At 43.6% G+C, this 12,998-nt stretch carries 8 protein-coding genes; 7 read left to right on the forward strand and 1 reads right to left on the reverse strand.

Annotated features, from left to right (window positions below; all coding sequences use genetic code 11):
* Positions 1-231: 231 nt before the first annotated feature.
* Positions 232-2,478 carry a glycoside hydrolase family 3 C-terminal domain-containing protein gene (locus ABIC22_RS23280; protein ID WP_354484150.1) on the forward strand — a complete coding sequence of 749 codons (2,247 nt, stop codon included), beginning with the start codon at positions 232-234 and terminating at the stop codon, positions 2,476-2,478.
* A gap of 35 nt (positions 2,479-2,513) precedes the next feature.
* On the opposite strand, the gene ABIC22_RS23285 is transcribed toward ABIC22_RS23280, so the two are convergent.
* On the reverse strand, positions 2,514-3,737 hold the full coding sequence (locus ABIC22_RS23285; protein WP_127537089.1) for a helix-turn-helix domain-containing protein: 1,224 nt from the start codon (positions 3,735-3,737) through the stop codon (positions 2,514-2,516).
* A 153-nt stretch (positions 3,738-3,890) separates the two neighbouring features.
* Between ABIC22_RS23285 and ABIC22_RS23290 the strand changes: the two genes are divergently transcribed.
* The 6 genes from ABIC22_RS23290 to ABIC22_RS23315 all read left to right on the forward strand — a co-directional run bounded on the left by ABIC22_RS23290 (position 3,891) and on the right by ABIC22_RS23315 (position 12,812).
* A complete protein-coding gene (locus ABIC22_RS23290; RefSeq protein ID WP_354484152.1) occupies positions 3,891-6,620 on the forward strand; it encodes a family 78 glycoside hydrolase catalytic domain in 2,730 nt (909 codons plus the stop codon).
* Between the two features lie 229 nt (positions 6,621-6,849).
* A complete protein-coding gene (locus tag ABIC22_RS23295; RefSeq protein ID WP_354484154.1) occupies positions 6,850-8,277 on the forward strand; it encodes an MFS transporter in 1,428 nt (475 codons plus the stop codon).
* A 119-nt stretch (positions 8,278-8,396) separates the two neighbouring features.
* Positions 8,397-9,629, forward strand: a complete 1,233-nt coding sequence (locus ABIC22_RS23300; protein WP_354484156.1) for a cytochrome P450 family protein — start codon at positions 8,397-8,399, stop codon at positions 9,627-9,629.
* A 320-nt stretch (positions 9,630-9,949) separates the two neighbouring features.
* Entirely contained in the window at positions 9,950-10,708 is a 759-nt protein-coding gene (locus ABIC22_RS23305) for an SDR family NAD(P)-dependent oxidoreductase (RefSeq protein ID WP_154894387.1), read from the forward strand.
* Between the two features lie 220 nt (positions 10,709-10,928).
* A complete protein-coding gene (locus ABIC22_RS23310; RefSeq protein ID WP_127537092.1) occupies positions 10,929-12,140 on the forward strand; it encodes a sensor histidine kinase in 1,212 nt (403 codons plus the stop codon).
* Positions 12,141-12,812: a response regulator gene (locus ABIC22_RS23315; RefSeq protein ID WP_354484158.1), complete on the forward strand. Its 672-nt coding sequence runs from the start codon at positions 12,141-12,143 to the stop codon at positions 12,810-12,812.
* Positions 12,813-12,998: the final 186 nt, after the last annotated feature.

Below are 12,998 nucleotides of genomic sequence, written 5' to 3' on the forward strand. Positions count from 1 at the left end.
GTTTTTTTGTCAAATTGTAATATGGACTCACTCTATTCGTTTAATCTTTGGAGTAATCATGAATTGGTTTATGAAGCAGAAATAAGGTTAGCACTTACGGAGTTCACACATTATAAATAAGATATTATTTTTCCAAAAAGAAAACGATCTTACCATATATTCAGGGTCATTTGCTCTACTCTTATGAAGTAACCGATTACATTATTAACGTTTACCAACGGAGGAGAGCGAATGAATCCTAATTTGAAAGAAATGATCAAGCAAATGACATTAGAAGAAAAAGCAGAACTCTGCTCAGGTAGAGATTTCACGAATACCAATGCCATTGACCGTCTTGGGGTTCCCTCTATTATGATGTCAGATGGGCCTCACGGACTTAGAAAACAAGACGGGACTGCGGACCACCTAGGTATAAACAAAAGTTTACCAGCTACCTGCTTCCCATCCGGAAGTGGAGTTGCCTCATCGTGGAATCGTGAACTCGCCCATACGATGGGGACAGCACTCGGACAAGAAGCACAAGCAGCGGATATTTCGATTATTTTGGGGCCTGCTGTGAATATCAAGCGTTCCCCGCTGTGTGGCCGAAATTTTGAATATTTTTCTGAAGACCCTTATTTATCGGGGACTTTGGCAGCTAGCTATATTTCAGGCGTACAAAGCCAAGGCGTGGGTACTTCTATCAAACATTTTGCTGTAAACAACCAGGAATATAAGCGTATGTCTGTCGATGCAGTGGTGGATGAACGGACTCTACGGGAAATTTATCTTGCAAGCTTTGAACATGCAGTGAAAGAGGCAGAGCCATGGACCGTCATGGCCGCTTATAACAAAGTAAATGGTGAATTTTGTTCCGAAAACAGCCGGTTACTGACTGAAATTCTCCGGGATGAATGGGGATTTTCAGGCGTAGTGGTCTCGGATTGGGGAGCTGTCAATGAACGGGATCAGGGGCTAGCTGCCGGTCTGGAACTGGAAATGCCCTCCAGTCATGGTGCGGGAAGCAAGAAAATTATTGAAGCTGTTCAATCGGGAAAGCTGAGCGAAGAGGTGCTGGATCAGTCTGTTGAGAGATTGTTGTCACTTGTATTCAAAGCTGTAGATAGCCAGCGGAAGTCAGTATCGGTTAATGTAGAGGCACAGCACCAATTGGCCAGAAAAATGGCAAGCGAATGCATGGTCCTGCTCAAGAATGAGGAGAGCATTCTACCTCTAAACACCAAAGATTCCATTGCAGTTATCGGAGCATTTGCGCAGCACCCGCGCTACCAGGGCGGCGGTAGTTCACATGTTATACCAACGAAGCTGGATAACATCTATGAAGAAATCCTTAAAACAGCCACTGACAGTGCAAACATCTCGTATGCGGCCGGTTATACATTGGACGAAGATGTTGTAAACGAAGAACTGATCCAAGAAGCAGTAGCTGCCGCAAAGAATGCACAGGTTGCAGTTATTTTTGCCGGGCTGCCTGAACGTTATGAGTCCGAAGGTTTCGACCGGAAACATCTTCAATTGCCCGAAAGTCACAGAACTTTAATTGAAGCAGTCGCGGAGGTTCAAGAGAACATTGTTGTTGTATTGAGCAATGGAGGTCCCATTGAAATGCCTTGGCTGGATAAAGTTAAGGGTGTATTGGAGGCATACCTTGGAGGTCAGGCTTTGGGCGGTGCAATCGCTGATATTCTCTTTGGAAGCGTAAATCCAAGCGGGAAACTGGCTGAGACATTTCCTAAAAAACTGATCCACAATCCGTCGTACTTGAATTTCCCCGGAGACGGCGAGACTGTCGAATATCGAGAAGGTGTTTTTACTGGCTACCGTCATTACGATACAAGAGATGTTGAGCCTTTGTTTCCATTTGGCTTCGGTTTAAGCTACACCCAATTTGAATATAGTGATCTACAGGTCAGTCATAAACAGATCAAAGATACCGACAGTGTAGCGGTTTCAGTAACAATTAAAAACACGGGTGAAACAGAGGGAAAAGAGGCCGTTCAGCTATATGTACGTGATGTGGAATCAACGGTCCCACGTCCACTTCAGGAATTGAAGGGGTACGCCAAAGTTTCACTTCAGCCTGGTGAAGAGACCACTGTACATTTTGAACTGGGCAAAAGAGCCTTTGCTTACTACGATGTTAAGCTGAAAGACTGGCATGTGGAGACGGGGAAATTCGACATTATGGTCGGAAAATCTTCAAGAGAGATTGAACTCACTGAAACGATCGAGGTAGAATCGAGCGTAATAGTTACCAAACCAATTACTAGGCATTCCACATTCGGTGAATTACTGCAGCATCCCGTCGGAGCTGAAATTATGGCTGCGATGGGGCAATATGACGGGAATGGAGCAGGATTGGGTGAGGGAATGCAGGAATTAATTATGGGTACCACATTGCACAATGCAGCACTTATGAGCAACGGTCTGTTCACAGAAGAAACACTTCAAAGTATCTTATCCGCTGTTAGCCGTTGAATGAATGCATCGTTAGAATAAGCCCGCCATCGGGCTTATTCCTCTAACATATGATGCGTTTGTTGATACTGCTTAGGGGTTCTACCTGTGTGTTTTTTAAAAATCTTGGTGAAATAACTCTGATCCGTAAAACTCAAAAGAGACCCGATCTCAGAAAGTGGAGTGCTCGTAAAGTGAATCATATGTTTAGCTTCCTCAATTTTAATCTGTTGAATATATTTATTAACGGGAACTCCAACTTCTTTTTTAAAGAGTACCGATAGATAGTTTGGGCTAATACCGGCATGTTCAGCAATTTTTTCATGTGTCATTTTGGAATAACGGTGGTTATATATATAATTTTTGCAAAGTGTTACGATTTTAGAATGCTGCGATTCTTTAACCTGAGAGACTTTCTCGGTTAACGAAAAAAATGCTTCCAAGCAGCATTGATCGATCTCTTTATCGGTCCGTAGATCCTCAAGGCGCTGTATGTAAACATCACTTACCGAAAAAGCAATCTCCGAATAGAGACCCCCGTCAATTGCTGCTCTGGCTGCAAGAGCTATACCGATGATGCCAAGATTCTTTTTAGAACGGATATGACTTGATTTGGACAGGACTCCTGTATTTTCACGACCAAGTTGTGTAAAGTGTTTGAGCATATCCAATTTACCGTCCTTAACAATCGTTAACAATTTCTTTTCATTTAGCGGGTTGTGATGGAGCATCTCATCATAGCCTTTTGATGAATTTATGGAACTTTGTATTTCTTTTTCCTTGATATGAATACCGCGCAAATAGTCCTGTACTACATCCTCAGCTTCGATCAATTCGTGATTAAACATTTGATTAACCAAGATCGTGATGTTGATTAGCCTCTCATGGGTTATCACAGGAACAGACTGATAATAATGATATACTTGTTCCCGGTTCGCAAAGAGATGTGTGTCATTAATGAGCCCATTTATTTTATGTTCAATCAAGCTAAATGGAAGGGAAGGTCCTAAAATGATGGTTCCTTCATCGTTCAGATCGTTACCAATACGAATTAAAATGTAGTTCTCAAAAAACATCGTTCTTACAACTGAAGGATCTTCTTTACACACGGATGGATCAAACCCCAACACTGAAAAAAAGAATTGTTTATCATTTTTATACAGCGGATTAAGTATTCGATTACCCATCAGTTCGAATTGAACCTCTCCGGTGGAGCTTACAAAGAAGATGGACATATCAAAAAGTTCTGCAATAAGTTTACATTGACGTTTTAGGTCCATTTTGTGTGTGACTCCTTTTTTTAATCATTTTATCACATCAAAATTATAAAATTACAATGATATTACCATATTGTATGAGGAAAATTCTTTATGATATTTTAGTAAGCGTTAACATTTAGGTGTGTGAGATCTATGTTGAAGGGTGGTCATCTCATGGAATTAAAAGATTTCCGGATTGAATACATGCATAATCCGATTGGACTGGACACAGTAAACCCAAGATTCTCATGGAAATTAGGTTCTACTGAACAGGACGTAATGCAATCCGCTTACCGAATAAGTGTCACACAAGATTTGCAGAAAATCTGGGATTCTGAAAAGAGGGATGAAGACGTCTCCGTTTTAGTGGAATATGCTGGTCCTCGTTTACAGGCCTCGACTTTGTATCAGGTTCAAGTCGAAGTTTGGGATAACAAAGGTAATCACGCAGTCATGGAAGGACATTTTGAGACCGGGTTGCTGAATGGCAGCAACTTTCAGGCAGAGTGGATTACACATCCATTCCCGAGCGAAGAAAGTGCTCCACCCGTTTTCTACAAAGAATTCTCTGTCGAAAAGGAAATTCAGCAAGCCCGAATCTATACCACTTCCCACGGTGTTTATGAAATTGCGATCAATGGGTCAAGAGTAGGAGAAGACTACTTTGCACCTGGATGGACGAATTACAACGAGCGATTGCAGTATCAGACTTACCGTTTGGACGGGATGCTGGAGAGCCAGAATAAAATAGAGATTACGGTGGGGAATGGCTGGTATAAAGGCATATTTGGTTTTACTTGCACTCCGAACCATTACGGGGATAGAGTTGCTGCACTTGCTGAAATCCATATTGTCTATACGGATGGAACAAAAGAGATCATTGCAACCGACAAAACCTGGCAGGTGACTATTGGACCCATCCGTTCAAGTGAAATTTACATGGGCGAGACTTATGATTCATGTTTTCATGAAAGTCAGTCCTTTCATGTGGAAACGGCTTCTTTCGATAAAAATCGCCTTGTCGCTCAGGAAAGTGAACCTGTCAAAATCACAAAAAGGCTCCCTGCCCTTCAGTTGATTACAACCCCTAAAGGAGAACGTGTCATTGATTTTGGGCAAATCCTTACGGGGTTCGTAGAGCTTCGAACAAAAGGGCGGAAAGGTCAAACAATAACCATACGGCATGCTGAGGTTCTTGATAAGGAAGGAAATTTCTATCCGGATACGTTAAGGCAGGCAGTATCCATTGATCGATTGATCTTTAACGGTAAAGATCAAATTTTCCGTCCTCATTTCACTTTCCATGGATTTCGGTATATCGCCATTGAAGGGGTAGATGAGATCCAGCTCGATCAATTCACAGCTTGCGTGCTGCATTCAAGTCTGGAGGAAACAGGCCGTTTCGTGACCTCCAATGCGATGGTGAACCAGCTGCAAAGCAACATTCGGTGGAGCCAAAGAGGTAACTTTCTGGATATACCGACGGACTGCCCTCAAAGAGACGAGCGTCTAGGGTGGACAGGAGATGCACAAGTATTTGCCGGGACCGCTGCGTTCAATATGAATGTTGCCTCCTTCTTCAAGAAATGGCTGCGCGACCTTGCCTCTGAGCAGACGGAGGAATATGGGGTTCCCCATGTCATTCCTAACATTCTTGGAAATCAGGAAGGTGCTGCTGCCTGGAGCGATGCCGCTGTTATTGTCCCTTGGGTCATGTACCAAACCTATGGAGATCTTCGATTGCTGCGAGAACAATATGACAGCATGAAGGGGTGGATTGATTATATTACTGCACGTTGTGGAGCGAATGGATTATGGCAGACTGGTTATCAATATGGGGACTGGTTAGGGTTGGACAAAGAGGAGATTAGTAACGATAGAACAGGGGCTACAGATGTTTATCTGGTAGCAAACGCTTATTATGCATATTCGACCGAACTGGTTGCAAACACAGCCAAGCTTCTGGACAAAACCGAAGATGCCGTCCGTTACGAAGAATTGCACAGCCAGATCAAACAGGCTTTCAATGCAGAATATATCTCTTCAACTGGCAGACTGGTCAGCGAAACTCAAACGGCCTGCGTGTTAGCGCTACACTTCAACCTTGCCGAGGAGAGATACAAGGATCGGATTCGCAAGACGCTTGAAAACAATATAGCGAAACATAAAAACCATCTCACGACAGGATTTGTTGGTACTCCATATCTGTGCCATGCCTTATCGGACAATGACCTGCATGACCTTGCTGGTACCTTGTTTCTGAAAGAGGATTTCCCATCTTGGTTGTACGCCGTAAAAAAAGGGGCTACCACGATATGGGAACGGTGGAATTCCATTCTGCCTAATGGTGATTTCGATACATCAGGTATGAATTCCTTGAATCATTACGCCTATGGATCCATTGGGGAATGGATGTATAGAAAACTCGCGGGAATTAATCCAATTGAGGCAGGTTATAAGAAGATTCTGATAAAACCTCAATTCATCCGAGGAATCAGTTCGGTAGATGCTGCTTTTGATTCGGTCTACGGAGAGATAAAAAGCTCTTGGTCATGCAGGGCGGGTAACATTATTGTAAATGTAACGATACCAGCAAATACAACCGCAATTATTGTACTGCCTGAGAAACCTGTGCCTGTGGAGGTTGGTTCCGGATCTTACAGCTTCGAATATGCGACGCAAACCAGTCTCGAAAGAGAACGGTTTACCATGGATTCGACACTCAAAGAGATTGTGGAAGAGCCCACAGCAGTTCGAATGTTAAACGAGCACGCTCCCGGTATGCTGGATCACCCGATGATTCAATATGCTTATGATTTATCTGTAAGTGAATTGCTCGCCAATACGCCAGAGGAGACCGAACAGTTATTTAGAAGAGTCATCCAAATGCTCAATGCATCTTAGGTATGAAGGGGAGAGGGTTGATTATGAAGGCGCTGCAGGAAACGAGCAGCGCCATTTTGTATTACAGAAATTCGTTTTTGAATAACGAAATTATAGCGCATAAAAAAAGCGAAGCTCCAACACAAAATTACTAAAAAAATAATGAAGTTACCATATTTATGATTTGTGGAGGACTAAAATAATGTTTGAAAGCGGTACCATGAAGCGAATGAAATAAGGGGGAACAGCAATGAAAGCAGAGCGAGAAATCCTTAATCCATCAGTTGTAAAGGGAAGCAAGAAGTCCAAGGCATTAGGTCTTGATGTCCAAGGCATTCAGAAAACAATGCGCCCTTACCATTACTTAGGTGACGGAGCAGCGCAAGTTGCCTTAAACTCCATCAGCGGACTGATTGGGATGTTAACTTATTTTTATACAGACAAGGTAGGGATTGCTGCTGCCACAGTAGGCACGATTATGCTCATCACCAAATTTATCAATGCAATAACAGACTTGCTGATGGGTAGGATCGTTGATGCGACAAAATCCAAATATGGAAAGGCTAGACCTTGGATTCTATGGATGGCTCTCCCCGCAATGGCATCTATCATATTACTGTTCACAGTGCCCGCCGAGGCATCATCAACGGTAAAAACCTTCTATGCGTTAGCTACAGTTGCCTTTGCTTCAGCTATTGTGTATACGGGAATTGCGATCCCTTTCGGAAGCTTGATGGCGATCCGTACCAGAAGTGTAGAAGAACGCGGTAAAATGGGCCTTACCCGAACCATCTTTGGATATATTATCGGGATGATTATCGCTATCGCATTAATTCCATTAACCAATATGCTTGGTGGGGATCAAAAAGCATGGATTATCGTTGCGGTTGTTCTGGGTATTGTATCTTTCATTTCCTTAATCCTGACCTTCTTAGCATCCAAAGAAAACAATGCTGGCGCAAGTATTGTTGAAAGCGATAACATTCCTTTCTGGGAAAGCATCAAGCTCCTATTCCTGAACAAATACTGGGTCATCATGCTGTTTGCTCAGTTATTGATCAACATGCTCTATACGCTTAATGGTTCAACAGGAATCTATTACACCAAGTATATTCTCGGGAATGAGAATCTGATCGGAATCATGGGGGCAGTTGGATTAGTCCCGGTTTTTTTGGGATTTGTTATGGTGGGACCCATGATCAAGAAATTCGGACTTACCAGAACTGCACGGATAGGCATGATTCTTGGCATCGTTTCATCACTTATTCGTTGCTTCATGCCATATAACTTTATTGCAGCTATAGTACTTGGCGGTATCGCGACACTGGCAACCATTCCAATGATGGCTGTCGGCGGAGTGTTGGTGAACAACACCGTGGAATACGGTGAATGGAAGACAGGTAAACGTTTAGTTGGGATGGTCAATAGCGCAAACAGCTTTGGCGTTAAAATTGGTACGGGCCTGGCTGCCGCGATGATCGGCTGGATTCTTGCCATGGGCAGCTACGACGGAGCCTTAGTAACACAGGCGGATTCAGCGATTACCAGCATCCTGGTTCTGACAGTATATCTTCCTTTGGTGATATTCGTTCTTACCTATATCTGCTTGCGCAAGTACGATTTGGATGAGAAGTATCCTCAAATTGTAAAAGAACTGGAAGAACGCTTGAATCCTTAGGAAGATCCAGGTTATCGCGTATTACTGGTCTTAAATGAACTTAATTGAAAGTGAATCGCTAAATATGATAGTCTTTACATCGTAGTGATATTGTAACTATCATTTTAAGGAGTGATGTGATGTTTACCAATGAAAATCAAGGTTGTTCCAAGTCCAAAGTTGATTTCTTGGATCATTCTTTCATTCAGCAGCCTTTCCCAGTCTACGAAAAGCTGCGTGCCGAAGAGCCTGTCCATCGACTATTACTGCCCAGTGGGCATGCTGCGTGGATGGTTACCCGATATGAGGATGCCGTCAACATTTTGCAGGATGGTCGCTTTGTAACCGGAGTTCTCGATAACAGGAACGATGAATCGGAGGAGTCCCTTCCTCCGCATCAGGCGATTATTTCACGGAATCTCATCAGTGTTGGTCCAGAAGATCATCGTCGACTGCGGCGCTTGATTCAGAAGGCATTCACTCCCCGCATGATTGAGAGGCTGCGGGGACGAATTGTGGAGATAAGCGATGAATTGCTGGACAAGATTCAGGCAGGAAACACTCAGGAGTTTGATTTGATCGAAGACTATGCCTTCCCGCTGCCCATTATCGTTATTTGTGAAATGTTAGGCGTTCCGCTGAAGGATCAAGACAAATTCAGAGCCTGGTCCAACACCATTATGGAGAGTGTCAGCAATCCGCAGATGAACCAGGAGAGCGATGAAGTGATGAAGGCGTTTGTAGATTACTTACAAGAACTGATCACGGAGCGTCGTAACCATATTCAACAGGACCTCATCAGCGATCTCATCAGCATAGAGGAAGAAGGCGACAAACTAACAGAGCAGGAATTATATGCACTTGTGTTCGTACTCATCATAGCGGGGCATGAAACAACAGTGAATCTGATCGGGAACGGCATGCTGGCGTTGCTGGAACATCCGCAGCAAAAGCAACTACTTATGGAGCAACCGGATCTGATTCAAGCGGCGGTTGAGGAAGTGCTGCGATTTAATGGGCCGGCAGAAATTAGCAATGTTCGATGGGCTGCGGAAAATGTTGATTTTCAAGGAATACAAATTCGCCAAGGAGACATGATGCTGGTCGCTTTATCCTCAGCGAATCGGGATTCCAGTCGATATGAGAACCCCGATACGTTTGACATTACTCGCAAAGTCAATGACCACATTGCTTTTGGTAAAGGAATTCATTATTGTCTTGGCGCTCCACTTGCGAGACTTGAAGGCGAGATTGCGATCAACGCTCTACTTCACCGGCTGCCGGAGATCCGGTTAAATACGGATGCGGAACTGCTGGAGTGGAGGCCAGGTATGATCATCCGGGGACTTAAAGCTTTTCCGGTCGTATACTAATCGAAATCATAGTTTGAACCTAAATTAATCAATATATTGGAGAGATGAACTTAATGAGTTATGACGAGAATATCCGAATTGGTGAATTGTTGAACAACGCAGAATCGTTTGCTGTACTTGAAAAGCATTTGCCGGAATTCGTGAAGGAACCAACGTTCAAGATGGCCACTAACTTTACGTTGGATCAATTAGCTGCATTGCCTCAGGTAGATATTCCTTTGTCTACTCTTCAGATTTTGAAGCAGGAACTTGCAGCCATTGCGTTTGAAGCAACAGTTCAGAAGCAAGAAATTGGTGCACCGACAGGAAATAAAGAAGGCATTTCTCTGGAAGGTAAAGTGATCGTTGTTACGGGAGCTGGCAGTGGGATTGGAAGAGCCAGCGCGGTGATGATGGGATCTCGCGGAGCGAAGCTTGTACTGGTTGATTTCAATGAGCAGACAGGGGAAGAAACGTTAGCACTGGTTCGCGAAAATGGCGGCGAAGCTACTTTTGTACAGGCTGACGTATCCAAAGAGAGCGATGTTCAAAACTATATTCAAAAAGCAGTAGAAGCCTATGGAAAAATTGACGTGGCATTCAATAACGCGGGCATACTCCAGAAATTCCAACGTTTCCAGGATATCTCCGAGGAAGAATTTACACGGATCATGGATGTGAATGTGAAAGGGATCTTTTTAGGCATGAAATATGCCTTGCAGGTTATGGATAAACAGGGATACGGGCATATCATTAATACGGCGTCCACTACGGCTATTCGTGCTGAACACAGTCTGGCTGCATACACCGCAAGCAAGCATGCGGTTGCAGGTTTGACCAAAGCGGCGGCCCTTGAATATGTACGCAAAGGTATTCGTATCAATGCCATCTGTCCAGGCGGGGTAGCTACAACATTAACGGCTGCGGTTCCCCAATCGCTGCAGGAGAGCGGTTACGTGCCTGAAGAGTTTCCGAATATGCGGATCGGGCGTTATGCAGAGCCAGAAGAGCTCGCCCAGATCGTTGCGTTTCTTGCATCTGATTATTCCAGTTACATGACAGGATCAATCATCCTCGCAGATGGTGGCATCACACTCTAATTATTTGTTCAAATTCACATTCTGAAACGCTACAACAATAGGAACTGTCCAGAGGGAGATCCCATTGTGAAGTTTCGCATAATTATTTGAAATTATCGTCCATAAGTCTAACTTATGGACGATTTTTCATTACAAAAGGGTATGTACGAAAGGGCATGCACGATCGTACATCTTTTTGGTCGTGATTTGGACTATAATGACTTATACAAGAGGTGATCCCATGAAAATAGTACGGAAGAAGGCAAATCCGTCCGGAATAAATGAAGAAACGGACCCGATTGCGTCTTCACGTATTCCCATAATCATCTGGCTTTGGCTTGTTGCCATAGCTACTTTGATCCTGCAAACGATGTCAGCCCCTAAATTAGTACCTAGTATTATCTTTGTAGCCGCAATGTTAATTCATACCATGGTGTACTGGGAAGTAAACAAACTTATACAACGATCCAAATTGCTCTATATACTTCTTCAATCAGGGTTAATTTACGGAAGTGCCATGTTAATGCCAGACGGTATGCCTGCTGTATTGATTGGTTTAATTCCGGTGTTGATTGGACAGACCTTTGCCATATACTATGAGACGGCAAAAATTGTACTGGTTGCATTTTTATTATATTTATTATTCTGCACGATAACCCTGTTTACACGATCTGGTACGGATGTTGCCTTGTTAATCCTATTACTGTTAATGATGATCGTTGTCGTGGTATCCTATGCAGTGCTTTTCTATCGTCAGGTCAATGCCCGTGTTAGAACATTAACGTTTCTGCATGAGCTGGAGAAGGCTCATCAAAAAGTAGAGGAATTGACGCTAACAAGCGAGCGACAACGTATGGCAAGAGATCTGCATGATACATTGGCTCAAGGACTCGCTGGTATTATAATGCAGCTGGAGGCCGTCGATGAGCACATGAATCGAGGGAGCTTTCCGCGCGCCCACGAGATTATTCACAGTTCAATGGGCCAAGCACGCCAAACATTGGCTGATGCACGCAAAGCCATTGATGACCTTCGAACCAAGGCCACACCGGCTATTACCTTTGGAGAGGCAATCCAGGAACAGACGCTACGTTTCCAACAGGCAACCGGAATTGAAGTCGTTTTGGACGGGAATGCTCCGAGTTTCATATCCAAAGTAGGAATGGAGCACGTATTGCACATTTTAAGTGAATCGCTAATGAACATAGCCAGGCATGCTCAGGCAACGAGCGTAACCATTCACATGGCTATGGAGAAAGAAGATTTCCATCTGATTATACGAGATAACGGAAGGGGCTTTAGCGTAGACCGAATCGGAAAACAATCCGGGCACTATGGCTTGATCGGGATGAATGAACGGGCCAGGCTGATAGGTGGCAACATTGAGATTGAAAGCGGAAAACAAGGAACGACTATTTTGTTTCGTGTTCCACTTGAAAAAGGAGAAGTCTGAATGAAATATAACATACTCATCGTAGATGATCATTGGGTGGTGCGTGAAGGACTTAAATTAATATTGGAGACCAGTGACAACTATCTAATTGTCGGAGAGGCTGAGGAAGGAGAAGAAGCTATCCGAATTATGTTAGACAAACAGCCTGATGTCATTCTCCTGGACTTAAATATGCCGGGGGGACTCAGTGGTTTGAATACCTTGAAACGTATGAACGAGCAACACATTCGTATACCTGTCATTATTCTAACGACATACAACGAAGATGACTTGATGATCGAGGGACTTTCCCTTGGAGCCAAAGGGTACTTGCTCAAGGATACGAGCCGAGAACAATTATTTCGAACATTGGATTCTGCCATTCGTGGAGAAACACTGCTTCAACCTGAAATAACGTCAAGAGTCTTTGCGTTTCATGCGAAGTCTTCTCAAGAATCCAAAACACAGCCACAACTTTTAATTGACAAGGAGTCAACCCTGATTAGTGAGAGAGAGTTACTCGTTTTACAAGCCGTGGCTCGTGGTTTACGCAGCAGAGATATTGCTTTTGATATGGGTATTGCCGAGAGAACAGTAAAAGCATACCTCACTAACATTTACAACAAACTTGGAGTGAATTCGCGATCAGAAGCTGTTGCAGTAGCTGTCGAAAAGGGGATTTTACACTTGTAACTTGTAAGGCACTCTTTCGTAATCAAAAGTTAATAGAATGGTATGCCCGTTATGACCTATCCCTTCTATGCCCCATCGTACATGAAAGGCTTGCCCTTTCGTACGATTTTTTTTTGGTTTTATTTCGTTAACATGAGGGTACAGAGCATTTCCTTAGATAGCTCTTGGATTTTTGTAGAAGTGAAA

The sequence above is a fragment of the Paenibacillus sp. PvP094 genome (assembly GCF_040546835.1).
In the GTDB taxonomy this organism is placed as follows: Bacteria; Bacillota; Bacilli; order Paenibacillales; family Paenibacillaceae; genus Paenibacillus; species Paenibacillus illinoisensis.

What these genes read in the sequence shown, in the direction of transcription:
- ABIC22_RS23295 (WP_354484154.1), top strand. Translation starts at nt 6,850, where the DNA reads ATGAAAGCAGAGCGAGAAATCCTTAATCCATCAGTTGTAAAGGGAAGC.
- ABIC22_RS23310 (WP_127537092.1), top strand. Translation starts at nt 10,929, where the DNA reads ATGAAAATAGTACGGAAGAAGGCAAATCCGTCCGGAATAAATGAAGAA.
- ABIC22_RS23285 (WP_127537089.1), bottom strand. Translation starts at nt 3,737, where the DNA reads ATGGACCTAAAACGTCAATGTAAACTTATTGCAGAACTTTTTGATATG.
- ABIC22_RS23315 (WP_354484158.1), top strand. Translation starts at nt 12,141, where the DNA reads ATGAAATATAACATACTCATCGTAGATGATCATTGGGTGGTGCGTGAA.
- ABIC22_RS23290 (WP_354484152.1), top strand. Translation starts at nt 3,891, where the DNA reads ATGGAATTAAAAGATTTCCGGATTGAATACATGCATAATCCGATTGGA.
- ABIC22_RS23300 (WP_354484156.1), top strand. Translation starts at nt 8,397, where the DNA reads ATGTTTACCAATGAAAATCAAGGTTGTTCCAAGTCCAAAGTTGATTTC.
- ABIC22_RS23280 (WP_354484150.1), top strand. Translation starts at nt 232, where the DNA reads ATGAATCCTAATTTGAAAGAAATGATCAAGCAAATGACATTAGAAGAA.